Genomic DNA, 22,467 nt, shown 5'->3' on the forward strand with positions numbered 1-22,467 from the left:
TTTAATGTTGCTTTGCGCCTTTTACCAAGATTTAATAGATTAATGCAAAGATAATAATAAGGAACAAAGAATGGGACTGATGGAAACGCTTGACCAGTGCATTACGGCCGGTCATGAAATGACGAAAGCTATCGCGATTGCACAGTTTAACGATGATAGCCCGGAAGCCAGGAAAATTACCCGTCGCTGGCGTGTGGGTGAGGCCGCCGATCTGATTGGCGTTTCTTCTCAGGCAATCCGTGATGCAGAAAAAGCAGGACGCCTTCCCCATCCTGATATGGAAATGCGTGGACGTGTAGAGCAGCGGGTGGGCTACACCATTGAACAAATCAACCATATGCGGGATGTATTTGGCACCCGTCTGCGCCGTCCTGATGACAGCGTTCCGCCCGTCATCGCGGTGGCAGCACATAAAGGGGGTGTCTATAAGACATCTGTATCTGTACATTTGGCACAGGACCTGGCGCTGAAAGGGCTGCGAGTACTGCTTGTCGAAGGGAACGATCCTCAAGGCACAGCCTCCATGTACCACGGCTGGGTCCCTGATTTGCATATCCATGCCGAAGACACACTGCTGCCTTTTTATCTTGGTGAGCGCGATGATGCAGCCTATGCCGTCAAAGCCACCTGCTGGCCGGGTCTCGACATCATACCTTCATGCCTGGCTCTGCACCGCATTGAGACAGAACTAATGGGAAGGTTTGACAACGGGAAACTGCCGACAGAACCTCGTATGATGCTTCGCCTGGCCATCGAAACAGTGGCCCATGATTATGATGTCATTGTTATCGACAGTGCACCGAACCTCGGTATTGGTACCATCAATGTCGTCTGTGCTGCAGATGTACTCATCGTGCCAACGCCAGCAGAGTTATTTGATTACACCTCTGCCCTTCAGTTTTTTGACATGCTGCGCGACCTGGGAAAAAACGTGGACCTGCAGGGTTTTGAACCTGACGTTAGAATTCTTCTGACCAAGTACAGCAATAACAATGGCTCACAGTCACCCTGGATGGAAGAACAGATCCGCGATGCCTGGGGAAGCATGGTACTGAAAAACGTTGTTCGCGAGACCGACGAAGTCGGTAAAGGTCAGATCCGTATGAGAACGGTGTTTGAGCAGGCTATCGATCAGCGCTCATCTACAGGAGCCTGGCGAAATGCGCTGTCTATCTGGGAGCCTGTCTGTAATGAAATTTTTGATCGCCTGATTAAACCTCGCTGGGAGATCAGATAATGAAACGTGCACCAGTCATTCCAAAACATACCGTAAAAGATATCCGCCCCGAAACTGAACCTTCAGCGGCACCCGCTGCACCGATGGTTGATTCATTAATTGCACGGGTTGGAGCCATGGCCCGCGGGAATACCATTCTGCTTCCGGTTTGTGGCCGGGAAGTGAAATTTATTCTGGAAGCGATCCCGGGCGAGAGTGTTGAGACGGCATCAAGAGTCTGGTCAGGTAATGAACGTGACCAGGAACTACTGACCGAAGACGCGCTTGATGATCTGATTCCCTCTTTTATGCTGAGTGGTCAACAGACGCCTGCGTTCGGACGAAGGGTAGAAGGTGTCATTGAAATTGCTGATGGTAGTCGCCGTCGTAAAGCCGCCATACTGACATCATCAGATTATCGTGTTCTCGTCGGGGATCTCGATGACGAACAGATGATGGCTTTATCACGGCTGGGTAATGATTATCGTCCTGTCAGCGCTTATGAACGGGGCAACCGTTATGCACAGCGGTTGGAAAATGATTTTAACGGCAATATCTCTGCTCTGGCTGAAGCTGAGAATATTTCCCGTAAAATCATCACGCGTTGCATCAACACGGCCCATTTGCCAAAATCAGTGGTTGCCCTGTTTACTCATCCTGGTGAACTTTCCGCCCGCTCTGGGGAGACGCTGTACAAAGCATTTTCGGGAAAAGAAGCTTTATTGTTGCAACGGACACAACAGCTTCATGAGCAAAAGAAAGCGGGAGTTATCTTTGAATCCGAGGAAGTTATTGGTTTACTGACGGATGTTCTGAAAGAGCCATCAGGTAAAAAAGTAAACCTTAATACCCGTCATCAATTTGTACCTGGTGCGACAGCCCTATACAAAGGCGATAAGGTGATTTTTAATCTCGATAAATCTCGTTTGCCTGCCGAGTGTATCGAGAAGATAGAAAGCATACTGCGCGACTTACAAAAAGTTTAGCCTGTTTAATGATACACGCGAGAGTCTTCATTAATTTCCAATATCCTTAATGCGTTACATGCTGCTTCGGAATATATACATCCGAAGCAGTTATTTTCTGCACTATAGCCCAGTGTTGTTAAAAAGATCTGTTTACTTCTCCCAACCTGATTGTTACCACAATCTAAAGATCCAGTTTTTTCTAGTTTTCCTTAACTAGTTCCGCAGTTCACCCCTCAACCTGCATATCAGAACTCAGACGGTAACCCATCCCGGAATACTGATTTCATACACCAGATTAACTGGGACCACGGTCCCACTTCCTACTTGCGTGTCAGAACTCACCCGTCAAGCCCGCTTGGAATATCGATTCCACACGCCGGATTTAACTGGGACCACGGTCCCACCTCCTACTTGCGTGTCAGAACTCATCCTTCAACCCCGTCTGGAATATCGATTCCACACGCCGGATTTAACTGGGACCATGGTCCCACTCTATTCAGCTGTTTCTATCACAATACAGATTTTGAGATTGTTACTGTGATTCCTGTATTAGGTGCGTAAGAAGATTATGTTCGTTTTGTTCCCTGGTGCTTCCTCGCTCACTCGCGGGCTTCGCCCTGTCGTTCGGCTGCGGCGAGCACTACTGGCTCTCTCAGAAAAGCAGAATTTATCTGATCCTCGCAACGGGAATATCTTTCCAGCGGGTGGTGTACGCAGGGGAGAGCATATCGCGTTTCATTTGCCATGATGGCGCTATCCCTCGCCCGGCAAACCAGATCTGTCCCAGACCGGAATGATTAATGCCATCGAGAACCTTCATCAGCTCAGAGCTGTGAGGACGTGGCGGACGTTCGTCGAACAGCTGCAGCTGCGAAACGCCGGAGCCGGTGAAGTCATTCAGCATCACACCGGCTTTGGCATACAGGTGCCCATCCTTCCAGATACGCTCCAGAGCCGTTGTGGCGGCCGCAATAATGTCCCGGGTGTCCTGAGTGGGTGTAAGCAGTTTCTCCGTGGCCACGTTGCCGTAGTAAGGCTCTTTAACGGCGAACGGAGACGTTTTGATGAAAACGGAAATATGCCGGCAGTACTGGCGCTCTTTCCGCAGCTTTTCAGAGGCCCGCTCTGCGTACTGACAGACAGCCTGGCGGAGCGAATCGTACTCCGTGATTTTCTCTCCAAAGCTGCGGCTGCAGACGATCTGCTGTTTCGTCGGTGGTGCTTCCTCAAGCGACATGCAGCTTTCCCCGTTCAGTTCGCGTACTGTTCGCTCGAGAACGACGGAGAAATTTTTGCGTATAAAGGCCGGGTTCGTCAGGGCCAGATCGAGCGCGGTCCTGATACCCAGTACATTAAGTTTGCGTGCAATACGGTTTCCCACGCCCCAGATCTCTTCGACCGGCTGCAGTGAAAGCAGTTTCCGCGTTCGCTGAGGATTCCCCCTGGTCAGGGCGAGCACACCACGAAACTGTTTCCACTCCTTTGAGGCCCACTGGGCTGATTTTGCCAGGGTTTTCGTCGGCCCGGCACCCACGCCGATGGTCAGACGGGTACAGTCATACACGTGCTGGCGCAGCTGCCGGCCGAAGTCCTCCAGGTCCATGCAGTGCTCAACGCCGGTCAGGTCGAGGAACATCTCGTCAATCGAATACTGTTCCACCCTTGGGGCCAGCTCCTCCAGGCAGCTCATCACGCGCGCTGACATCGAGGCATAAAGTTCATAGTTGCTTGAGAACGCGTATATTTTTTCCGGATACGTTTCGTTTTTCATCTGAAACCACGGCATGCCCATTTTGATCCAGGGCTTTGCCTCGGCACTTCTTGCGATAACGCAGCCATCGTTATTACTGAGCACCACAACCGGCTTTCCTTTCAAATCCGGGCGGAAAACACGTTCGCAGCTGGCATAAAAGCTGTTCACATCGGCCAGGGCAAACATCAGTACATCTCCCTCGGGCGGTGGATGATGTGCGTGACGACGCCAAAGATATCCAGATCGTCCGGGTCGGGATAAATCGGCGGCCAGGCGGCGTTCATTGGCTGCAGCGTCAGTCGTGGCGTCAGCAGAAGCCGTTTAACCGTAAACTCCCCCTGCACACTGGCCACAACAATATCGCCGTGCCGGGGCTTCTCTGCACTGTCCACAACCAGCAGATCGCCATTGTAAAGGCTGCCGTCGGACATGCTGTCACCGCTGGCACGGAGATAGTAAGTCGCGCTTGGGTGCCGTATGCAGTAATCATGGAGATCCAGGTCGGACTCGACATAGTCAGCGGCAGGGCTCGGAAAACCGCAGCTGGCCAGGTCTGCAAACAACGGATGGGCCTGTGGCGGGAGTGCTTTCCCGGTGCTGAAAAGCTGCAGTTTCATCTTTCCTCCTGACGTCTAAATATACTGGATATGCATACAGTATATTTAACAGCGTGAGGATAATCCAGATCACCTGCTTCATGAACAGGGTGAGTAACCTAAGTTACTCAAAATGCTATTTAATATCATTATGGAACATTTAAATTACTCATAATGAGAAGTATGGCTTTTATTTTGCCATTTTGCTCTTATAATATGTATCAAATTGAGTTTAATTGACGGAGCATAATGATGAATATTTACTGCGATGATGGTTCAACTAATGTTAAGCTGGCATGGTTTGAAGGAAACGAGCTGCAGACCCGGGTTTCTGCTAACTCCTTCCGGCATGGCTGGAAAGTGGCGGAATTCAGTGCCGCAACGTTCAACTATCAGGTGGGCACGCTGAAATACACCTGGGACAGCGTCAGCCGGGATGCCATCCCGACAACAAACGTGGAATACCAGTACGGTGATCTCAACCTGCTGGCCGTGCATCATGCCCTGCTGAACAGCGGACTTGAGCCGCAGCCGGTGAGCCTGGCCGTGACGCTGCCCCTGAGCGAGTATTATGACGGGGACTGCCAGCGGAACGAGGAGAACATCCGACGCAAACGAGAAAACCTGATGCGTGAGCTGGTTCTGAATAAGGGCAGGGCATTTACCGTAACGGACGTGAAGGTGATGCCTGAATCACTGCCGGCGGCGTTCTCCCGTCTCGCGGAGCTGAAGCCCGGACCCGCTGAGACCACCCTGATTATCGATCTCGGCGGAACCACGCTCGATGCCGGCGTGATTGTCGGACAGTTTGATGATATCAGTGCGGTACACGGCAATCCGTCTGTCGGCGTGTCACAGGTCACCCGCGCAGCTGCAGGCGCGCTGCGGGCTGCAGACAGCGAAACCAGCGCGCTTATTGCTGACACGGTCATCCGCAACCGCAATGATCGTCAGTATCTGCAGCGAGTGATCAACGATGCCGGAAAAATTGACGATGTTCTGAACAAAATTACAGAGGCAATCACTTCCCTGGGCGCGCGTGTCACCAGTGAGCTGACGGTCTTCAGGAGCGTTAACCGGGTATTCCTGGTCGGGGGAGGGGCATCCCTCATTGAAGAGGCTATCCGTCAGGCCTGGCCTCTGGCTCCTGACCGTATCGAGGTTATCGGCGATCCGCAGCTGGCGCTGGCCAGAGAGATTGCCCTTTACAATAAAGAGGACTAAACGTGCCGGACGGCCAGTATTCTTTCTATCTGCACAGCGACGATCGCACCGACATCACGGCGATGGCGACCATCAGCACCATCTCACAGCCCCTGCGCGGTGACTTCATTCGGACCGCCGCCACCGCCGGGGCGGTGATGTACCAGACGGATGCCCGTTTACCGGCGCTGATCCCGGTGTTCTTTGACGGACATCTGAGTGCCATCCGGCTTTGTGCCGTGATGGCGCTGGTATCCGGCACCTGGTCTTCACTCTCAGGACTTCCTGATGAGCCTGATGGTGGCGTTGCTGCTCTGGCCATGTCACCGGAGACCGAATACCAGCGCCGGCGTTACACCCTGACGCTTCAGGATGACCGGAGCAGTGAACGGGTTGAGCGTGTGCTGACGGGCGTGTCATCCCGCCTGCGCGGAGAGCTGCTGAGAAACCTGATAATCACCGGTCTGGCCCTGCATACGACCGCACCGGAGCTGCCGCGTCTGCTGGCCAGCATGCCGGTACCGCCCGGCACGGTCAGCGAGTTGCAGGTTCTGGTTCAGCAGATGGCCGATACGGCTGACGTGAGTATGGCTGCAGTGCCGGCGAAACCTGCGGAGCCTGCCGCACCGGTATCCGCTGAAGCGACCAGCATAAAGAAAAATATGCGCCGGGCATTCGGAGACTAGAGCATGTCAGTGATTAAACAAAAAGCAGTGCAGTGCATTCATAACTTTCTGCGGGCCCGGAACGTGCCTGAATCTCAGTGGCCGGAACGGGTCAAAAAGACCGGCAGGGGAATGATACTGGCTGGCGTGGCCGTCGTGGTTCCTGGCGTTCTGGTTGATAACATCTCACTGCCGGTGACAATCGCGATGCAGGTCTGCTATGCCTCACTGATCGGCCTCGGGGTTCTCCTGGCGTTTGACGAGAAAAAACCAGAGGGGCGGGGATGAATATGAACATTAACCTGAAGGAAACAGTATGCAGCTTGAAGAACTGACAGGAGACGAACGTACGCTGGTCGTTGTGGCACTGCAGGCGTTGTTCCGCGAGAGATTATCCGCATCAAATGCCGTCTTTACGGTATGTAGCCTGTCCGGAAAAGAGCAGCCGCCGGAAGATATTTTTGGGCTGCGTGAAGTAGAGGATGCGCTGAGACGTATTGGTGCAGCTCCTGCGCGTTAAATCCGGTCCCGTACACTTCAGAAAAAAACGGCAGAGTGACATCTCATCCCTGCCGTCAAAACTAAACGCTTAATTTTTCGGCGATTATAATGTATTGTTTTGTGATGTAAATCACATTTTAATTTAATGTGAAATTTTTCCTCCGCTTTATATCTCCCGTAAAAAATTACCCGCCGTGCCTTCACGCTAACCCGGCCGCTGCGGTCGCAAGGGTTCACGTTGTCTCCGTCCTCACCCGTTCGCGCCCTGCACGGTGCATTCAGCCCGTGAAGGGCTTGCGCTGCGGCTTCGGCGTCTCCCTGGCGTCCTCCGCTTTACGCCGTGTTTTTGTGGCGGCACGGCGCAAGAGGGTGCCGGATGCTGAGGACACAACCATGTTCAGACTGACCTGTATTGAACCCGATAACGGCGAGTTTGCCGTCTATATCAATCACCATTACCTGGGGAGTGAAGATGCCAGCGGAGAGCGACTTTCTCTGGGGGAGGTTCTGGAGCAGCTCTCCCTGCTGCCGGGCGTGGAATTACAGACCCTGCTGGAACCCGTACCGGAGTGCGATGACTGGTGCTGGAACGACATCGCCGATCGCGTCCTGCCGCCGCGTCCTGCATGTCGTGATGATGTGACGGTAGCAGGGCTCATCGCCAGGCTGAAGCAGTACCCACCGGATGCACTGTGTATGGGGACGTTCTGGCTGGAAGATGATTTTCTGTCGCTCGATAGCAGTCTGTCGGAGGAGGAAATTGCAGAAGCCATGCGTATCGGCGACCACAGCCACGATGCAGGCATCGGTTTTAATTGGGACACGCTGCAGTTCGCTATCGACCACGTGAAGGGGCGCTGAAAAAAAGGACACCATCCGGGGAGGGGGTGTCCTGAAGCCATGCAATTCGTTACAGGTGAAAACCCTTAAGATGTTTTCGGCGCTGATAATCACATAATCACTTCGCACTTTCACCTGCCATATATCCGAATCAAAAAAAAGACGTCTCCGGTCGGGGACGTCCTGAAATCAAAGGCACACATGTCAGATAACGGCGCGAATCCATTATCAGCGTGCATTCTGCCATACACTCACGTACTCATCAGCTACCAGAACCGGTACCGAAGGATGTCGGTTCCCTCCGCCTTATTGCCGCCAGCCGGCGGCGTGTTCAACGCCGTGCCTTCACGCTAACCCGGCTGCTGTGGTCGCAAGGGTTCACGTTGTCTCCGTCCTCACCCGTTCGCACGTTTCACGGTGCATTCAGCCCGTGAAAGGCTTGCGCTGCGGCTTGCGGCGTCGCCCCTGCGCCCTCCGCTTTTCGCCGGGTTTTTGTGGCGGCACGGCGCAACAGGGTGCCGCATATCAGAGAGGAGTGTGTCTATGTCCCGTTTTATTCTGGGTGACTGCGTGCAGGTGATGTCCCGTTTTCCGGCACGTGCCGTCGATTTTATTCTTACCGATCCACCGTACCTGGTTGGCTATAAGGACCGTACCGGCCGCACCCTGGCCGGGGACAACTCTGCCGAATGGCTCCAGCCCGCCTGTCATGAAATGTACCGCGTGCTGAAAAATGACAGCCTGATGGTGAGTTTCTATGCCTGGAACCGCGCGGATCTGTTTCTGAATGCGTGGAAAACGGCCGGTTTCCGGGTGGTTGGCCATATCGTCTTTGCCAAGAGCTACGCCTCAAAATCGACGTTCGTGGGTTACACCCATGAGAGCGCCTACCTGCTGGCGAAGGGAAGGCCGCAAACCCCGGACCGTCCCATCCCGGACGTGATCCCCTGGAAATACACGGGCAACCGACATCACCCGACGGAGAAGCCGGTGCAGAGCCTGCGGCCGCTGATTGAATCGCTCACGCGTCCGGGGGCTATTGTCCTTGACCCGTTCGCCGGCAGCGGCTCCACCTGCGTGGCCGCCGCCGAAGCCAGCCGCCGCTATATCGGGATCGAGATGCTTGAGCAGTACCACGCCGCCGGCGTTCGACGTCTGGCACAGGTTGAACGGGCAAGAAGGATGCCGGCGGCCAATGACGGCGCGTTTTACCCCGACTGGCCGGAGGCGGCATGAACTACCCGGGCCTTGAACACCTGCGCGCGGACGTGGCCGCGCTCAGCAATGCCATGTGTGACGTGCGGATGCTGCTGAACCGCCTCGAATCGCAGCACCGGCACGACGCGGCAACGCTTACCGAACGTATGGCTGCGCAGACTCTGCGCCGGATCAACACCCTGCTTCTTGAAGCCTACCGCGAAGCCCTGGTGCTGGACGAAACCTTTCAGGACTGACTGACCCTGCCGGGCTGATGCCCGGCCTGTAACCCCTTACAAGAGAGAACAAACGATGTACGGAACCCGCGAAGAACTTTGTGTACAGCTTAAAAACATGTTCACGTTTGACGAACCCCTGGTCCTGCTGGTCTGGACGGAAGAGGGGATTAGCGTGGCCTGCCGTGAAGCCCAGCCAGAACCGGACGGGGCTGAAATCCGGAATCTGATGAAGGCGATCGGCGAAATGAAAATGACGCAATACCGCCAGGAGGGGGTAAATAATCTGACTGTCAGCGATCTCCTGGCCCGTCAGTGGGAAGTGGCAAACCGTCAGGTGAGTGTTCCGGCGGTACTCCTGTCCCGCGTCCTGCGTAACTATGAATGCGAGCTGGAAAACCGGATCGGTATGGCCTGGGAAGCCGGGCGGCAGGAGCCTGAATCCGTCAGGAATGAGCTGAAGGACGTTCACGCATTACAGGAGACGCTGGCCGCGTAAGGGAGAGAGCCGGGGTAACGCCCCGGCAACCGGTGGCCATCCACTGCGAAAAGGATGTCAGTGCCTTTCGCTTTTATCCGCCGCTGCCCTCCGGGCCACGTCGGGACAATGAAACTCCTCTGAAGCTCCGTGCGGTGACGGCATGCGCCGTGACTTCACTGTAGCCCGGCCGCATCGGCCACAAGGGTTCGCTTACGCCTCCGTCCTCACCCGTTCGCACCCTTCACGGTGCATTCAGCCCGTGAAGGCTTTGCGCTGCGGCTTGCGGCGTCGCCCCTGTGTCCTCCGCTTTTCGCCGGTTTGTCGTGTCGTCACGGCGATGCCGGAACCGAGAATATGTTAACCGTGGAGGATCTATGAACCAGACCGTGACCTGTGATGCTGTTCGTCTTGAGGGTGCGCAGCGCCTGACTTTCCTGCCTGATTTGTTTGGCGGCGATTTTATGACGTCCGAGGCATCCGTGTACGCCTACGCCCAGCGTTACTGCCCTGAGTATCAGGGGGGATTCTGGCAGTTTTACCGGCTGCCGGAAGGCGGCGGATATATGGCGCCTGACGTGGAGAGCCTGACCCTGTGCAATCCGGACAACTGGTTTGAGGAGACTGTCAGCGGGGAAGTGGCGGGGATCATCCTCACGGCGCTGGTACTGAATCACCGGAGCTGGCACCACAGCAACCATGACCATGAAGAACTGTGCCGCCACTTCTGCCGTCGCTATGAGCAGCTTATGGCATTTGCTGACACCCATCCGGAAAGCGCCACCATCTGGCGTGCCCTTGACTGACTGACCACGGGCGGTGATGCCGCCCGATAAAAGGAGAAAAACATGATTGGTACAGCAAGAGAAATTGCCCTTGAAATGTTCAGACATTCCGACCTCGATGGCGAGAAATACGTTTTCGCCTGCTGGAATCGAAATGACATTCGTTGCGTCTGCCTTGACTGGGATTTAACCGATGAGGAACTGGATGAAGTCCTGCGTCGGCTAAGTTCATGCCTTGAAAGTGGCGCGGATATCGGCCAGATACGGGCGATTGTCGAAACCATGCTCGATGAGCGACGCGAGAAGCGAACCGTGACTATTCCCGCGAAATCGCTGGCCTTAGTCATGCAGCTTGCAGGACGGGAGATGCAACGTATCGCAGTATGCGCGGAGGATGGCGGCGGATCAGCTGAAGAAACCCTGAAAGAAGAAAACGACGTCATGATGCGCCTGCGCGCGGCGCTCGATGCCTGACAGAGAAACCGGAGGCATTGCCTCCGGAAACAGAACAAAAGGAGAACACCTTGCAACTGTCACCGGAAACCCGCAGCATCCTGCGCCAGTATAAAACACTTATCAACGAGCGACGTCGCGAATCCGGACTCAGCCCCGTAACCACAGCTAAAGTGCTTGAAGAGATCTGCGAATCGGCTACCCGCCAGTGCGCCGTCTATCTTTGCGGCCACTTCATTCTCCAGGGCGGTCAGGGGGATGCACAGTAAATAATCCGGGCGGGGCATAGGCGCCGCCTGTTCGCGCGCGAAAACCCTGTCATCCCTTCGGGCTGACGGACGGTAAGGCCAGCGCCTGCGGCGCTGCCCCCTCCCGCCCGGATGTAAGCCCGGAGAGATGCAGATGAAAGGCATTGTGAGGGCAAATTGTCACGGATACGGTCCTGCGTGGCGTGGCGTGGCGTGGCGTGGCGTGGCGTGGCGTGGCGTGGCGTGGCGTGGCGTGGCGTGGCGGCTCTGAAACCCGATCAGCAAATCCTCTGAAAACACCTGAATCCCACTTCTGGCCCCCTTCGGCTCCCGGCCAGCGCTGCTGTCCGGTCGTCGAGCCCCACTCCGCCAGGGCGGCCGCTGCGCACCCGCCGGGCTCCGCCGAACCCCTCCGGGTTTCGGGCTGACGCTAGGGTCTGATGGCGAAGGTCAAGGGCTGCGGCTTCTCCGGCCGTGCCGTCCGGAACGCCTTCACCGCGCCGGCTGATGCCGTCGCTTTAATGGCGCCACGCCGTTCCGACGTGTCGGGTGTGTGCATCCTGTTCCCCCGGTGAAGCCATCCCCCGTGCGTCCTCACGCGGAGGGCTTGTCGTAGCACCGTCGGGTCGTCATCCAAGGGGTGAAATGCACTCCGCCAAAACTTTTTGCGTGCCGCAAAAACTTTAGTCTCCGCCCCTTTCCTTCCTCCCTTCGCCGTTGCTCCTTTGCCCTTTGCCGCGAGAGAACTCACCAGGGAGATGGACAACCATCACCACAGGAGAAAACCAGGATGCACACACGAAACGTCAACGTCAAAACCGCCGCTCCCGAATCTTCCAGGAAGATGGGGGAAGAACAAAACCCTGTTTCTGTCGCACGGGAGTGGGTGGCTCAGGCCACTTCGCTGAAAGCGGGTGTCACCGTCACCCTGTCCGATGTGTCCCGATACGGAGACGTTCAGGTGGAGATCCGCACCAACGGAACGCTTAACTGGCGCGACTGGTCGTTTGAACCGGATTTTCTTTTTGAACTGAAACGCAACCTGCAATACGTGCAGCTTTAACCGGAGGCCGGATGTCCGGCCTTAACCCAGAGAAGGAGGAAACATGCAGAACCTTAACACCCGTCCGGCGACCCGTAAGGTCGGGCAGAGCACTGAAATCGTGAAGCTGCTGCGCATTCAGGCCAGCGACACCCACGTGGTCGAGTTTGACAACGTGGACACCCGATTTAACGACTGCAACAACTGGCAAGTGATGGCAGGAGGCAAACGTGTCCTGTTCAGCAACCGCATGTATGAGCGTTTTTCAGATGTGAAATCGGGGATCGTGGCAACGATCAACGTGTGTGAAAACAGCGGCAGCGTAACGGATAACGCGATGCTGGAAGGGGCAAAAGTCATGATGCAGGTTCTTGATGGCTATCCGTCCTTTGCAGCACTGGCAGCACACCCGAAACGCATTACCGGTTAACCGAGTGCCGTGACCGGAGGGCAATCCGGCCACGGCTAACCACAACTATCACTGAGAGGTAAAAATCATGGTCGCCACCAATACTACGGCAAAAAAACCAGCCAGGACCACCCGTCAGACAAAATCTGCGGAAAAAATCGCGCAGTCTACCGAGCAGAAGCTCGTCCAGCTGCTCGCTGATACGCCCGTGCAAATCTTCCCGTACTCCCGCCTGTCACACACTGACTTAAACACGCGCATCATTCCGCATACCGATCAGGAAGTGGAAGAGATGGCAGACAGCATTCAGGCAATGGGCATCCTCCAGAACCTGATCGGTGCAGAACTGCCGGACGGTACGATCGGCATTGTCGGCGGGGAAGGTCGTCGCAGAGGCACAGGCATTCTGGTGATGCGCGGTGTGCTCGATGCAGACACGCCGTTTGTTCCGGTGAAAGTCCTGCCCGTTGAGATGGCTGTGGCGGCCTCGATGATCGAGAACGGTCGACGTAAAAACATGCATCCCGCCGAGCAGATTATCGGTTTTCGTACCCTTCAGCAGGAAGGTAAAACGGCCTCTCAGATCGGCGCACTGATGGGCTATCACCCGCGCCACGTTCAGCGCTGCCTGAAGCTGGCGAATCTTGCCCCCTCCCTGCTGGATGCGCTGGCGCGGGATGAAATCTCCCTTGAACAGTGTGAAGTCCTGACACTTGCTGATACCCATGAGCGTCAGGAGCAGGTCTGGAAAGAGGCTGTTGAACAGTGGCGCGATCCTGCCGTACAGACTCTGCGCAAAATGGTGACCGACGACAAGATGGCCATCAGTCACCCGATGTTTGAGTATGTGGGTGAGGAAGCCTATACCGCCGCTGGCGGTACGCTGACCGCCGACCTGTTCAGCGACAAGGACAGCACCTTTGCCGATGCGGCGCTGGTTAAATCTCTGCTGGCTGGCAAGCTCACCGTGCTCGCCGCTCGCGTTAAGCAGGAGCAGGGCTGGGGCTGGGCTGAGTTCCGTATGACGGAACTGCGTGCCAGCGGTGAGGACGGTGAACAGTACCGTTTTGCGATGCCGAAAGCTGTCCTGACGGAAGAAGAACAGAAGCGCGTCAGTGAGCTGGAAGAACAAATGGAAGCCACTGAAAGCTACGATGACGAATACGAGCTTCAGCAGGATATCGATGACATTTACTGCGAGGCGCAGTACCGCGAAGCCACGCCGGAATTTCGCGCCGCGCACGGAATCTGGGTGTCATGGGACGGTAGCAATTTTCAGGTTCAGCCTGGTATCCGCAAGCTGACCGACGAAGACCGGGTAGCTGAAGAACAGGCGCGTCAGGAACGTGAAAGCAATGTGATCAGACACACCACGCCTGAAATTCCCGCCGACGCTTATCCGGCAACGCTGGTAAAAGCTATGTCAGCCGAACGGACTCTCGCCGTTCAGGCCGAACTGGCGGGTCGTCCCGACGTATCGGTGGCGCTCCTGACGTGGACACTGTGCCTCAGTATGTTTGATCGCAGCTACGGTAAACGCAGCGAACCGCTGAAAGCCTCCGTGTCCTCGAATCAGTATCACCTTGCATCACTGGCTCCATCCGGTGAAGAAGGGAAGGCGCTGACGGCGCTCAAAGCGCAGAAAGAGGCGCTTCAGGCAACGCTGCCCGAAAACTGGCATCTCGATTTCACCTGGCTGCTTTCATGGTCAGCGGAGCAGGTGAACACCCTGCTGGGATTCTGTGCAGCGCACGGTATCAACGGTATTCAGGAACGTATGTACAACCATACGCAGAAAAGCGAACTGGACGGGCTGGAAGCGGCGCTGGACTTTGACCTGCGCAAATGGTGGCAGCCGGATGCTGAGAGCTACTTCGGCAAGCTCACCATCCCCCAGATTGGCAAAGCCTACGAAGAAGCCGGACTCAGTGCCCGCGCTGGAGAGATTGTGAAGCTCAAGCGCCGCGATGCGGCGAAGGCCGCCGAGCAGGATCTGAATGCTCAGGGCTGGCTGCCTGACTGGATGGTGCGCACATCACCAGCCGCTGAGGCTGAAGAAGCCACCGAAACCGACGCTCACACCACTGACCACGCTGCTTAATACCGGAGGCCGCCGCCTTCGGGCGGCGGGAACAGACATGACTATGCAATATGACCTGAACCAAATCAACAAACTGACCGCCTCCGACCTGGAGTTTATCCGTCAGCAGGGCGAGGACGCGCGCCGCGCTCTCAGCGATACCGTGACCGGCCTCCTGTCCACACCAGAAGGATGGCGCGTCTGCGCCGAATACCGCAGCGAGTTCGGCGGCTTCTTCCCCGTCCAGTGCCGCTTCAGCGCGGACGGCAGTGATGACTGGCATCTGTGCGTGTGCAGCTCCGGCGAAGTCTCACCGTACTGGCTTCTGGTGCTGCTCTCCTCCGGCGGGGAAGTGGTGTGTACCCTTTACCAGAGCGACACGCTCCAGCCTGACCGGATAAACCCGCTGATCGCGCAGCTGGCAGGTATGCGCCGCTTTAACTGCACTGCCCGCACCGTGGTGAACCTGATGAGCGGAGAGGTGACAGCATGATCCCGTCCTCACACGCGCTCGTTTCCCTGAAGCCAGCCCGTCAGGCTGCAATACAGGCTATCAGCCATGTTGAGTCTGCCCGCGAACGCGGCGCACGACTGCCCGCCATGCCGTATGTGCGTACCTTTCTGCGTCTTCTCACGGGCAGCGGACGTCTCAACGCCACGGTGGCCAATAAAATACCTGGTCTGCACTGGGTGCCAAATAACCGTCATTCGAACCTGAAACAGGTCGAGGAGGCGCTTAACACGATGATCGCCACCAGTGGCGAAGCCTGCCCGCTGCCGCTCACAATTGACGTACAGGCCGAACTGTTTCCTGAGGTCATGCACACCCGCACGGGTCGACGACTGCACAGGTCCGGCATTAAGACCACGCGTCAGATGCGCCGCCAGTCTCGTGAGTACGAACAGCGCTGGAAACTGCGCCAGAACCTGCTGGAGCAGGCGAAAATCGACCTGAATTTTCAGTCACCGGAAACCGTCTGCACCTGGTACACCCGGTGGAGCGACGAGTTTGACGCGGCAGAGCTTGCCGGACCGTTCTGGCGCTGGCAGTCGCGGTTCACGTCGCTGAAGGAACTTGACTGGCTTCGCATCAGCGGTGAGCCACTGTATGCAGTGATGTACGAAATCCCGTTTATCGTGCGGGAGACTCCGGAATCTGTCCGTACTGCTGAGCGCTGGCAGGTACCGAACAAGTTGCGGTACCTGCAGGGGGCAGAATGAGAAATAACCCCTGCAAGACGGAGCTGAAAGTCGCCCGCAGCCAGCGTAACAAGCTCCGTACCATGTCGGCAAAGCTGAAAGAGATGAGCTGCGAGTGGGACGGACTCAGTGGCTGGCTGGAAACCGAAAGCGAGCAGCTGGCTGAGAGTATAGACAGGCATCTTGAGGCGCTCGAAGACCAGATCCGCGAGTGGTCAGAAGGTACGGATAACCGGGAGGGATATTGAGCATTATCAGCCGAAGGTTCGACAAAAAAGAAACGGGTACCGTGTTCCGGCATGCTGAAAGCGGGAAGATCCTGTACCGTCTTGATGCCCGGCTGGAGCGGGATGACTGGGAAACAGTGCAGTCGATGATCAGCCTTGTCTATAACGCCGGCGTGGCCGCCGGAAGCGAACAGCGAGCCGCTGAAATTCGTGAGGCTCTGGGATATTCGGGAACTGGATGACGCTGAAAAACGTTGAGGATTTATACAGTTTTCAGCCTGTTATTCCTGGGCAGATGATCGACAACGGGATATAATGGCGATGGCGCTTGAGGCTTTTTGCCTCATGACGTGAAGGTGGTTTGTTGCCGTGTTGTGTGGCAGAAAGCAGAAAGCCCCGTAGTTAATTTTCATTAACCCATGCACTGCACCCATTTAGTTGGACTCTCAAATTGGAGAGTCCCATGTCCAGACGTAAGTACACCTTTCAACAGCGCCTCGAAGTGGTTATGCACTATTTCGCTACCGATGAAGGCTATCGTTTAACTTCAGCTCGCTTTAACGTTCCCAGAACCCAGGTAAGAATATGGGTTGCAGCCTATGATGCTTATGGAGAAGAAGGTCTGAAGCCCAGGGATAAGGGCGTATCAATCGCTCCCGATATCAGAGTCGAAGCCGTAAAGGCTGTACTGACGGGGCAGATTTCCCAGACGCAGGCTGCAGCGAAATTTAACGTCGCGGGTTCGGCCTCTGTTGGGAAGTGGATGAAGGTCTTCAGCGAACATGGAGAGGAAGGGCTTCGTTCTCTCCGTATTGGCAAAAAAAGGGCACTTCATATGATTGATGATCCTGTTGCGCTTGAGGCAGCACTGGAGCGTTCGAAAGATAAACGTATTCAGGAACTTGAACAAAAAGTCCGCCGCCTGGAATTACGGATACTTTATTTAAAAAAGTTGAAAGCCTTAGTTCGATAAGGGATAAGGTCAGAATTATCGACGAACTGAGGCAGCACTATTCGTTCGAGCAGCTTTTGCAGATAGCTCAGATACCCAGGAGTACGTTTTACTATCACCTGAAAGCACTCCGCTCTCCGGGAAAATACGATGAAGTGAAATGCAGAATCAAAGAGATCTATGATGAGAACCAGGGCCGCTATGGTTATCGGCGGATAGCACTGGCGCTCAGAAGAGAGGGAGGAGCGTTGAACCACAAAGTGGTTCAACGTCTGATGAATGTGCTTCGTCTCAAAGCTGCGATAAGAGTTAAGCGTTACAGTTCATGGCGGGGTGAACATGGGCGCGCTGCTGACAATATCCTGCAACGAAACTTCAAAGCCAGCCGGCCCAATGAAAAATGGGTCACCGATGTCACTGAATTCGCTGTAAATGGCCGGAAACTCTATCTTTCTCCCATCATCGACCTCTTCAATAACGAAGTTATTTCCTACAGTATTTCAGAACGCCCAACCATGCCGATGATTGATGAGATGTTGATTAAGGCATTTGCCAGAATGGATCCAAACAGCAAGCCAGTTCTTCATTCAGATCAGGGCTGGCAGTACCGTCATCGATGGTACCAGTATCAGCTCCGCGATTTTGGCGTCACGCAAAGTATGTCCCGCAAAGGTAACTGCCTGGATAACGCCTGTGCAGAATGCTTTTTCGGGACTTTAAAATCAGAATGCTTTTACCTCGGTAAATTTAAGGATATAGATGAACTTAAGGATGCTATTGAGGATTACATTCGGTACTACAACACCCGGCGAATCAGCCTTAAATTTAACGGTCTCAGCCCAGTTGAATACCGTCTGAAATTCCATCCATTGCGCATTTAATCAGCCGATTTTTAGTTGATGCAGCTTTAAAGAAAGCGTTTAAATATGAGTGATTTGTATGCTCTGAGTTCTTGCGTTTAAGGCTAATTGAGTTAAAGAAAGCGTCTGGTATTCGTGACCATTGCGTCACCGGCCATCAATACATCTGATTTTCCACATGTGTTATTGATTTTAAATTCCCAGAGCGTATCCTGTTACCAAATGAGAAGGAGTACTGATGAAACTAACTACCCTACAACTCTTCAAATACCTCTCCGATGAAACCCGTTTGGGTATCGTGTTGCTGCTCAGGGAGATGGGGGAGCTGTGCGTGTGTGATCTCTGCACTGCATTGGAACAGTCTCAGCCCAAGATCTCCCGCCATCTGGCAATGCTCCGGGAAAGTGGACTATTGCTGGATCGCAAACAGGGCAAGTGGGTTCATTACCGCCTTTCTCCGCAAATTCCTTCCTGGGCTGCTCAAGTAATTGAGCTGGCCTGGTTAAGCCAACAGGACGACGTGCAAGCCATCGCCCGTAAGCTGGCATCAGCAAACTGCTCTGGCAGCGGTAAGGCTGTTTGTATCTAAAAAATTTGCCTTAATATATGTGATTTTTCGAATGTGAGGTATTCAGAATGAAAACGTTAACGGTGTTTGACCCGGCAATGTGCTGCAGTACCGGCGTATGTGGCTCAGATGTCGATCAGGTTCTGGTTGATTTTTCTGCTGATGTGCAGTGGCTGAAAGGACGTGGCGTACAGGTTGAACGTTACAACCTGGCGCAGCAGCCCATGAGTTTTGTTCAGAATGAGAAAGCGAAAGCATTCCTCGAAGCATCTGGTGCAGAAGGGCTTCCGTTACTGCTGTTGGACGGTGAAACGGTGATGGCAGGGCGATACCCAAAACGCGCCGAGCTGGCTCGCTGGTTCGGTATTCCGCTGGAGAAGGTAGGGCTAGCTCCCATCAGTTGCTGTGGTGGTAATACTTCCTGTTGCTGAGTATGTCAGGAGGACATATGAAATTCTTACAGAATATCCCGCCTTACCTGTTTTTTACTGGCAAGGGAGGTGTAGGAAAAACTTCCATTTCCTGCGCGACGGCTATTCGCCTTGCCGAACAGGGTAAGCGGGTTTTGCTTGTCAGTACCGACCCAGCCTCCAATGTCGGTCAGGTATTCGATCAGGCTATCGGTAACACGATTCGCCCTGTGACAGCAGTTCATGGACTTTCCGCACTGGAGATTGATCCGCAGGACGCCGCCCAGCAATACCGCGCCAGAATCGTTGACCCTATTAAAGGTCTTTTGCCTGATGACGTTGTTAACAGCATCAGTGAACAGCTTTCAGGAGCCTGTACCACTGAGATTGCGGCGTTTGATGAGTTCACCGGCTTATTGACAGACGCTTCTCTGCTGACCCGCTTCGATCACATCATTTTTGATACTGCCCCAACGGGCCACACTATTCGCCTTCTTCAGCTTCCCGGAGCCTGGAGCAGCTTCATCGAAAGTAACCCGGATGGTGCTTCCTGTCTTGGCCCAATGGCCGGGCTGGAAAAGCAACGCGAGCAATATGCTCATGCAGTTGAGGCATTATCCGATCCTGAACGTACTCGCCTGGTGCTGGTCGCGCGATTGCAAAAATCCACATTGCAGGAAGTTGCCCGCACTCATGAAGAACTGTCAGCCATTGGCCTTAAAAATCAGTATCTCGTCATTAATCGTGTGCTGCCTAAAGCCGAAGCTGAACATGACGCCCTGGCCGCTGCGATATGGCAACGAGAGCAGGAGGCGCTGGCAAATCTTCCTTCCGGGTTATCTGAGTTGCCGACAGATACCCTATTACTACAGCCAGTCAATATGGTTGGTGTTTCAGCATTGAAGGGACTGCTGGATACCCGTTCTGAGACATTACCACTCCCGGTAACGAACATCCTGTACACGCCTGAAAACTTATCACTCTCTGGCCTGGTCGATGATATCGCTCGCAGTGAACACGGCCTGATTATGCTGATGGGAAAAGGTGGTGTAGGGAAAACCACGATGGCTGCGGCTATAGCCGTCAGGCTGGCAGACATGGGATTTGACGTGCATCTTACGACCTCTGATCCTGCTGCGCACCTGAGTACAACGCTGAACGGCAGCCTCAAAAACCTGCAGGTCAGCCGCATCAACCCTCACGATGAAACCGAACGCTATCGCCAGCATGTTCTTGAGACGAAGGGAAGAGATCTGGACGAAGCAGGGAAACGGCTACTGGAAGAGGATTTACGCTCTCCCTGTACTGAAGAAATAGCCGTGTTTCAGGCCTTTTCCAGGGTGATTCGTGAAGCGGGTAAACGGTTTGTGGTCATGGATACTGCCCCTACGGGACATACGCTGTTGCTGCTGGATGCGACCGGGGCTTACCACCGAGAGATTGCCAAAAAAATGGGGAGTAAAGGTCATTTTACTACCCCAATGATGCAGCTTCAGGATCCGGATAGAACCAAAGTTCTGCTGGTTACGCTTCCTGAAACCACACCGGTGCTGGAAGCGGCAAACCTGCAGGCTGACCTTGAAAGAGCGGGGATTCATCCGTGGGGCTGGATTATCAATAACAGCCTTTCCATTGCGGATACGCGTTCTCCGTTGCTTTGCCAGCGTGCTCGTCAGGAACAGCCTCAGATTGAGGCTGTTAAGAATCAGTACGCTAACCGTATAGCGCTTGTTCCGGTGCTGACGTCAGAGCCAGCTGGTATTGAAAAGCTCAGAGAGTTGATGAGTTAATTTTTTTGCATATACAGGGCGGCAAAGTCGCCCTGTCAGGAGGTTTTATGTTACTGGCAGGCGCTATTTTTGTCCTGACCATTGTTTTGGTTATCTGGCAACCAAAGGGATTAGGGATCGGCTGGAGTGCAATGCTGGGCGCGGGACTGGCTCTGATATCTGGCGTTGTGCATGTGGGGGATATTCCGGTGGTGTGGAATATCGTCTGGAACGCTACGGCGACCTTTATTGCCGTAATTATTATCAGCCTGCTGCTTGATGAATCCGGCTTTTTCGAATGGGCAGCGCTGCACGTTTCCCGATGGGGTAACGGTCGTGGACGTTTGCTCTTTACGTATATCGTTCTGCTCGGTGCGGCGGTGGCGGCACTGTTTGCCAACGATGGTGCGGCACTTATTCTGACGCCGATAGTCATCGCCATGCTGCTGGCATTAGGGTTCAGCAAAGGTACGACACTGGCATTTGTCATGGCAGCCGGTTTTATTGCCGATACGGCCAGCCTGCCGCTTATCGTGTCGAACCTGGTGAATATAGTCTCGGCGGACTTTTTTGGTCTGGGATTCACCGAATATGCGTCGGTGATGGTTCCGGTTGATATTGCCGCTATTATCGCCACGCTGGCGATGCTGCATCTGTTCTTCCGCAAAGATATTCCACCGACTTACGACCTGGCGCTCCTGAAAGCTCCGACAAAAGCAATAAAAGATCCTGCTACGTTCCGCACCGGCTGGATAGTTTTGATTCTTCTGTTGGTAGGTTTTTTCGTCCTCGAGCCGCTCGGGATTCCCGTTAGTGCGATTGCGGCTGTTGGTGCTGTGATCCTGTTTGCGGTAGCTAAACGAGGCCATGCCATTAACACCGGCAAAGTGCTGCGTGGCGCACCCTGGCAAATCGTCATCTTCTCGCTGGGGATGTACCTGGTGGTCTACGGTCTGCGCAACGCCGGGCTAACCGAATACCTTTCAGGAGTGCTGAACGTACTGGCGGATAAAGGACTCTGGGCTGCGACGCTGGGTACTGGCTTCCTGACGGCTTTCCTGTCTTCCATCATGAACAACATGCCTACCGTGCTGGTTGGCGCTCTTTCTATCGATGGAAGCACTGCAACTGGCGTTATTAAAGAGGCGATGATCTACGCCAACGTGATTGGCTGCGATCTGGGCCCGAAAATTACACCTATAGGTAGCCTGGCAACGCTGCTCTGGCTGCATGTCCTTTCACAGAAGAATATGACCATCACCTGGGGATACTATTTCCGCACCGGGATCGTCATGACTCTGCCTGTGCTGTTTGTAACGCTGGCAGCGCTGGCGTTACGTCTCTCTTTCACTTTGTAATGAGATACTGATATGAGCAACATCACCATTTATCACAACCCGGCCTGCGGCACGTCGCGTAATACGCTGGAGATGATCCGCAACAGTGGTAATGAACCGACCGTTATTCATTACCTTGAAAATCCACCTTCACGCGATGAGCTGGTCAAACTCATTGCAGATATGGGCATTTCAGTCCGGGCTTTGCTGCGCAAAAACGTCGAGCCTTATGAAGAACTGGGGCTTGCTGAAGATAAGTTTACTGACGGTGAGTTAATCGATTTTATGCTTCAGTATCCGATCCTGATTAACCGTCCGATTGTGGTGACACCGCTGGGAACGCGCCTTTGCCGCCCTTCCGAAGTGGTGCTGGATATTCTTCCGGATGCGCAAAAAGGCGCATTTGCTAAGGAAGACGGCGAGAAAGTCGTTGATGAAACAGGTAAGCGATTGAAATAAAGATAAAGGGGGCAG

28 protein-coding genes are annotated in these 22,467 nt (G+C 54.4%); 26 read left to right on the forward strand and 2 right to left on the reverse strand.

What is annotated here, in order from left to right:
- The first annotated feature begins 70 nt into the window (after window positions 1-70).
- Both sopA and ECL_RS26055 read left to right on the forward strand, forming a co-directional pair.
- On the forward strand, window positions 71-1,237 hold the full coding sequence (gene sopA / locus ECL_RS26050) for a plasmid-partitioning protein SopA (protein WP_013087133.1): 1,167 nt from the start codon (window positions 71-73) through the stop codon (window positions 1,235-1,237).
- Window positions 1,237-2,202 carry a ParB/RepB/Spo0J family plasmid partition protein gene (locus ECL_RS26055; RefSeq protein ID WP_013087134.1) on the forward strand — a complete coding sequence of 322 codons (966 nt, stop codon included), beginning with the start codon at window positions 1,237-1,239 and terminating at the stop codon, window positions 2,200-2,202. The genes sopA and ECL_RS26055 overlap by 1 nt, the downstream gene beginning before the upstream one ends.
- A 649-nt stretch (window positions 2,203-2,851) precedes the next feature.
- Here the strand turns inward: ECL_RS26055 and ECL_RS26060 are convergent.
- Together ECL_RS26060 and umuD are read right to left on the reverse strand one after the other, a co-directional pair.
- Complete coding sequence (locus tag ECL_RS26060; protein ID WP_013087135.1) at window positions 2,852-4,123, reverse strand: Y-family DNA polymerase; 1,272 nt, start codon at window positions 4,121-4,123, stop codon at window positions 2,852-2,854.
- On the reverse strand, window positions 4,123-4,554 hold the full coding sequence (gene umuD / locus ECL_RS26065; protein ID WP_013087136.1) for a translesion error-prone DNA polymerase V autoproteolytic subunit: 432 nt from the start codon (window positions 4,552-4,554) through the stop codon (window positions 4,123-4,125). Before umuD ends, ECL_RS26060 begins: the two co-directional genes overlap by 1 nt.
- A 231-nt stretch (window positions 4,555-4,785) precedes the next feature.
- On the opposite strand from umuD, the gene parM reads away from it, so the two are divergent.
- From parM to arsC, 24 genes are all read left to right on the forward strand, one after another.
- Window positions 4,786-5,757, forward strand: coding sequence for a plasmid segregation protein ParM domain-containing protein (gene parM, locus ECL_RS26070; protein ID WP_077681920.1), 972 nt, complete (start codon window positions 4,786-4,788; stop codon window positions 5,755-5,757).
- A 2-nt stretch (window positions 5,758-5,759) separates the two neighbouring features.
- Complete coding sequence (locus tag ECL_RS26075) at window positions 5,760-6,422, forward strand: plasmid partitioning/stability family protein (RefSeq protein ID WP_013087138.1); 663 nt, start codon at window positions 5,760-5,762, stop codon at window positions 6,420-6,422.
- Window positions 6,423-6,425: 3 nt separating this feature from the next.
- A complete protein-coding gene (locus ECL_RS26080) occupies window positions 6,426-6,689 on the forward strand; it encodes a hypothetical protein (RefSeq protein ID WP_013087139.1) in 264 nt (87 codons plus the stop codon).
- Between the two features lie 28 nt (window positions 6,690-6,717).
- A complete protein-coding gene (locus ECL_RS26085; RefSeq protein ID WP_013087140.1) occupies window positions 6,718-6,921 on the forward strand; it encodes a hypothetical protein in 204 nt (67 codons plus the stop codon).
- 374 nt (window positions 6,922-7,295) lie between these two features.
- Window positions 7,296-7,763 carry a hypothetical protein gene (locus ECL_RS26090; protein WP_013087142.1) on the forward strand — a complete coding sequence of 156 codons (468 nt, stop codon included), beginning with the start codon at window positions 7,296-7,298 and terminating at the stop codon, window positions 7,761-7,763.
- A 522-nt stretch (window positions 7,764-8,285) separates the two neighbouring features.
- Complete coding sequence (locus ECL_RS26095) at window positions 8,286-8,978, forward strand: DNA methylase (protein ID WP_013087143.1); 693 nt, start codon at window positions 8,286-8,288, stop codon at window positions 8,976-8,978.
- The gene (locus ECL_RS26100) at window positions 8,975-9,196 is read left to right on the forward strand and encodes a hypothetical protein (RefSeq protein WP_013087144.1); all 222 of its coding nucleotides are present in this window, start codon (window positions 8,975-8,977) and stop codon (window positions 9,194-9,196) included. The genes ECL_RS26095 and ECL_RS26100 overlap by 4 nt, the downstream gene beginning before the upstream one ends.
- Before the next feature lie 55 nt (window positions 9,197-9,251).
- Entirely contained in the window at window positions 9,252-9,674 is a 423-nt protein-coding gene (locus ECL_RS26105; protein WP_013087145.1) for a DUF1380 family protein, read from the forward strand.
- 356 nt (window positions 9,675-10,030) lie between these two features.
- The gene (locus tag ECL_RS26110) at window positions 10,031-10,459 is read left to right on the forward strand and encodes an antirestriction protein (RefSeq protein WP_013087148.1); all 429 of its coding nucleotides are present in this window, start codon (window positions 10,031-10,033) and stop codon (window positions 10,457-10,459) included.
- 42 nt (window positions 10,460-10,501) lie between these two features.
- Window positions 10,502-10,912 carry a DUF1380 family protein gene (locus ECL_RS26115; RefSeq protein ID WP_013087149.1) on the forward strand — a complete coding sequence of 137 codons (411 nt, stop codon included), beginning with the start codon at window positions 10,502-10,504 and terminating at the stop codon, window positions 10,910-10,912.
- Between the two features lie 50 nt (window positions 10,913-10,962).
- Entirely contained in the window at window positions 10,963-11,160 is a 198-nt protein-coding gene (locus ECL_RS26120) for a hypothetical protein (protein ID WP_071888820.1), read from the forward strand.
- A 769-nt stretch (window positions 11,161-11,929) separates the two neighbouring features.
- Window positions 11,930-12,202 (forward strand): hypothetical protein, encoded by a 273-nt coding sequence (locus ECL_RS26125; protein WP_013087154.1) that lies wholly within the window; start codon window positions 11,930-11,932, stop codon window positions 12,200-12,202.
- 43 nt (window positions 12,203-12,245) lie between these two features.
- Entirely contained in the window at window positions 12,246-12,611 is a 366-nt protein-coding gene (locus ECL_RS26130) for a hypothetical protein (RefSeq protein ID WP_013087155.1), read from the forward strand.
- Between the two features lie 67 nt (window positions 12,612-12,678).
- Window positions 12,679-14,691 (forward strand): ParB N-terminal domain-containing protein, encoded by a 2,013-nt coding sequence (locus ECL_RS26135; protein WP_013087156.1) that lies wholly within the window; start codon window positions 12,679-12,681, stop codon window positions 14,689-14,691.
- A gap of 37 nt (window positions 14,692-14,728) precedes the next feature.
- Entirely contained in the window at window positions 14,729-15,163 is a 435-nt protein-coding gene (psiB, locus tag ECL_RS26140; RefSeq protein WP_032669078.1) for a conjugation system SOS inhibitor PsiB, read from the forward strand.
- The gene (locus tag ECL_RS26145; RefSeq protein ID WP_013087158.1) at window positions 15,160-15,891 is read left to right on the forward strand and encodes a plasmid SOS inhibition protein A; all 732 of its coding nucleotides are present in this window, start codon (window positions 15,160-15,162) and stop codon (window positions 15,889-15,891) included. The genes psiB and ECL_RS26145 overlap by 4 nt, the downstream gene beginning before the upstream one ends.
- Entirely contained in the window at window positions 15,888-16,118 is a 231-nt protein-coding gene (locus ECL_RS26150; RefSeq protein WP_013087159.1) for a hypothetical protein, read from the forward strand. The genes ECL_RS26145 and ECL_RS26150 overlap by 4 nt, the downstream gene beginning before the upstream one ends.
- On the forward strand, window positions 16,115-16,339 hold the full coding sequence (locus ECL_RS26155; protein ID WP_013087160.1) for a hypothetical protein: 225 nt from the start codon (window positions 16,115-16,117) through the stop codon (window positions 16,337-16,339). The genes ECL_RS26150 and ECL_RS26155 overlap by 4 nt, the downstream gene beginning before the upstream one ends.
- Window positions 16,340-16,560: 221 nt before the next feature.
- A protein-coding gene (locus tag ECL_RS26160; RefSeq protein ID WP_087654045.1) for an IS3 family transposase occupies window positions 16,561-17,930 on the forward strand; the annotation gives its coding sequence in 2 pieces (ribosomal slippage) (window positions 16,561-17,050 and window positions 17,050-17,930; 1,371 coding nt in all).
- Between the two features lie 217 nt (window positions 17,931-18,147).
- Entirely contained in the window at window positions 18,148-18,498 is a 351-nt protein-coding gene (gene arsR / locus ECL_RS26165) for an As(III)-sensing metalloregulatory transcriptional repressor ArsR (protein ID WP_012540252.1), read from the forward strand.
- Window positions 18,499-18,545: 47 nt separating this feature from the next.
- Window positions 18,546-18,908 (forward strand): arsenite efflux transporter metallochaperone ArsD, encoded by a 363-nt coding sequence (arsD, locus tag ECL_RS26170; RefSeq protein WP_012540111.1) that lies wholly within the window; start codon window positions 18,546-18,548, stop codon window positions 18,906-18,908.
- A gap of 17 nt (window positions 18,909-18,925) precedes the next feature.
- The gene (gene arsA, locus ECL_RS26175) at window positions 18,926-20,677 is read left to right on the forward strand and encodes an arsenite efflux transporter ATPase subunit ArsA (RefSeq protein WP_013087164.1); all 1,752 of its coding nucleotides are present in this window, start codon (window positions 18,926-18,928) and stop codon (window positions 20,675-20,677) included.
- Window positions 20,678-20,724: 47 nt separating this feature from the next.
- Window positions 20,725-22,014 (forward strand): arsenite efflux transporter membrane subunit ArsB, encoded by a 1,290-nt coding sequence (gene arsB, locus ECL_RS26180; RefSeq protein ID WP_012540054.1) that lies wholly within the window; start codon window positions 20,725-20,727, stop codon window positions 22,012-22,014.
- A gap of 12 nt (window positions 22,015-22,026) precedes the next feature.
- Window positions 22,027-22,452: a glutaredoxin-dependent arsenate reductase gene (gene arsC, locus ECL_RS26185; RefSeq protein WP_013087165.1), complete on the forward strand. Its 426-nt coding sequence runs from the start codon at window positions 22,027-22,029 to the stop codon at window positions 22,450-22,452.
- The last annotated feature ends 15 nt before the right edge of the window (window positions 22,453-22,467 follow it).

Source organism: Enterobacter cloacae subsp. cloacae ATCC 13047 (assembly GCF_000025565.1).
Classification (GTDB): domain Bacteria; phylum Pseudomonadota; class Gammaproteobacteria; order Enterobacterales; family Enterobacteriaceae; genus Enterobacter; species Enterobacter cloacae.

Excerpts from the sequence above, each read along its gene's own strand:
- arsB (WP_012540054.1), top strand. The coding sequence starts at position 20,725 with ATGTTACTGGCAGGCGCTATTTTTGTCCTGACCATTGTTTTGGTTATC.
- umuD (WP_013087136.1), bottom strand. The coding sequence starts at position 4,554 with ATGAAACTGCAGCTTTTCAGCACCGGGAAAGCACTCCCGCCACAGGCC.
- sopA (WP_013087133.1), top strand. The coding sequence starts at position 71 with ATGGGACTGATGGAAACGCTTGACCAGTGCATTACGGCCGGTCATGAA.
- parM (WP_077681920.1), top strand. The coding sequence starts at position 4,786 with ATGAATATTTACTGCGATGATGGTTCAACTAATGTTAAGCTGGCATGG.
- ECL_RS26090 (WP_013087142.1), top strand. The coding sequence starts at position 7,296 with ATGTTCAGACTGACCTGTATTGAACCCGATAACGGCGAGTTTGCCGTC.
- ECL_RS26105 (WP_013087145.1), top strand. The coding sequence starts at position 9,252 with ATGTACGGAACCCGCGAAGAACTTTGTGTACAGCTTAAAAACATGTTC.
- ECL_RS26115 (WP_013087149.1), top strand. The coding sequence starts at position 10,502 with ATGATTGGTACAGCAAGAGAAATTGCCCTTGAAATGTTCAGACATTCC.
- arsC (WP_013087165.1), top strand. The coding sequence starts at position 22,027 with ATGAGCAACATCACCATTTATCACAACCCGGCCTGCGGCACGTCGCGT.
- ECL_RS26130 (WP_013087155.1), top strand. The coding sequence starts at position 12,246 with ATGCAGAACCTTAACACCCGTCCGGCGACCCGTAAGGTCGGGCAGAGC.
- ECL_RS26110 (WP_013087148.1), top strand. The coding sequence starts at position 10,031 with ATGAACCAGACCGTGACCTGTGATGCTGTTCGTCTTGAGGGTGCGCAG.
- ECL_RS26145 (WP_013087158.1), top strand. The coding sequence starts at position 15,160 with ATGATCCCGTCCTCACACGCGCTCGTTTCCCTGAAGCCAGCCCGTCAG.
- ECL_RS26080 (WP_013087139.1), top strand. The coding sequence starts at position 6,426 with ATGTCAGTGATTAAACAAAAAGCAGTGCAGTGCATTCATAACTTTCTG.
- arsR (WP_012540252.1), top strand. The coding sequence starts at position 18,148 with ATGAAACTAACTACCCTACAACTCTTCAAATACCTCTCCGATGAAACC.
- arsD (WP_012540111.1), top strand. The coding sequence starts at position 18,546 with ATGAAAACGTTAACGGTGTTTGACCCGGCAATGTGCTGCAGTACCGGC.
- ECL_RS26060 (WP_013087135.1), bottom strand. The coding sequence starts at position 4,123 with ATGTTTGCCCTGGCCGATGTGAACAGCTTTTATGCCAGCTGCGAACGT.
- ECL_RS26100 (WP_013087144.1), top strand. The coding sequence starts at position 8,975 with ATGAACTACCCGGGCCTTGAACACCTGCGCGCGGACGTGGCCGCGCTC.
- ECL_RS26055 (WP_013087134.1), top strand. The coding sequence starts at position 1,237 with ATGAAACGTGCACCAGTCATTCCAAAACATACCGTAAAAGATATCCGC.
- ECL_RS26150 (WP_013087159.1), top strand. The coding sequence starts at position 15,888 with ATGAGAAATAACCCCTGCAAGACGGAGCTGAAAGTCGCCCGCAGCCAG.
- ECL_RS26095 (WP_013087143.1), top strand. The coding sequence starts at position 8,286 with ATGTCCCGTTTTATTCTGGGTGACTGCGTGCAGGTGATGTCCCGTTTT.
- ECL_RS26085 (WP_013087140.1), top strand. The coding sequence starts at position 6,718 with ATGCAGCTTGAAGAACTGACAGGAGACGAACGTACGCTGGTCGTTGTG.
- ECL_RS26125 (WP_013087154.1), top strand. The coding sequence starts at position 11,930 with ATGCACACACGAAACGTCAACGTCAAAACCGCCGCTCCCGAATCTTCC.
- ECL_RS26135 (WP_013087156.1), top strand. The coding sequence starts at position 12,679 with ATGGTCGCCACCAATACTACGGCAAAAAAACCAGCCAGGACCACCCGT.
- arsA (WP_013087164.1), top strand. The coding sequence starts at position 18,926 with ATGAAATTCTTACAGAATATCCCGCCTTACCTGTTTTTTACTGGCAAG.
- psiB (WP_032669078.1), top strand. The coding sequence starts at position 14,729 with ATGACTATGCAATATGACCTGAACCAAATCAACAAACTGACCGCCTCC.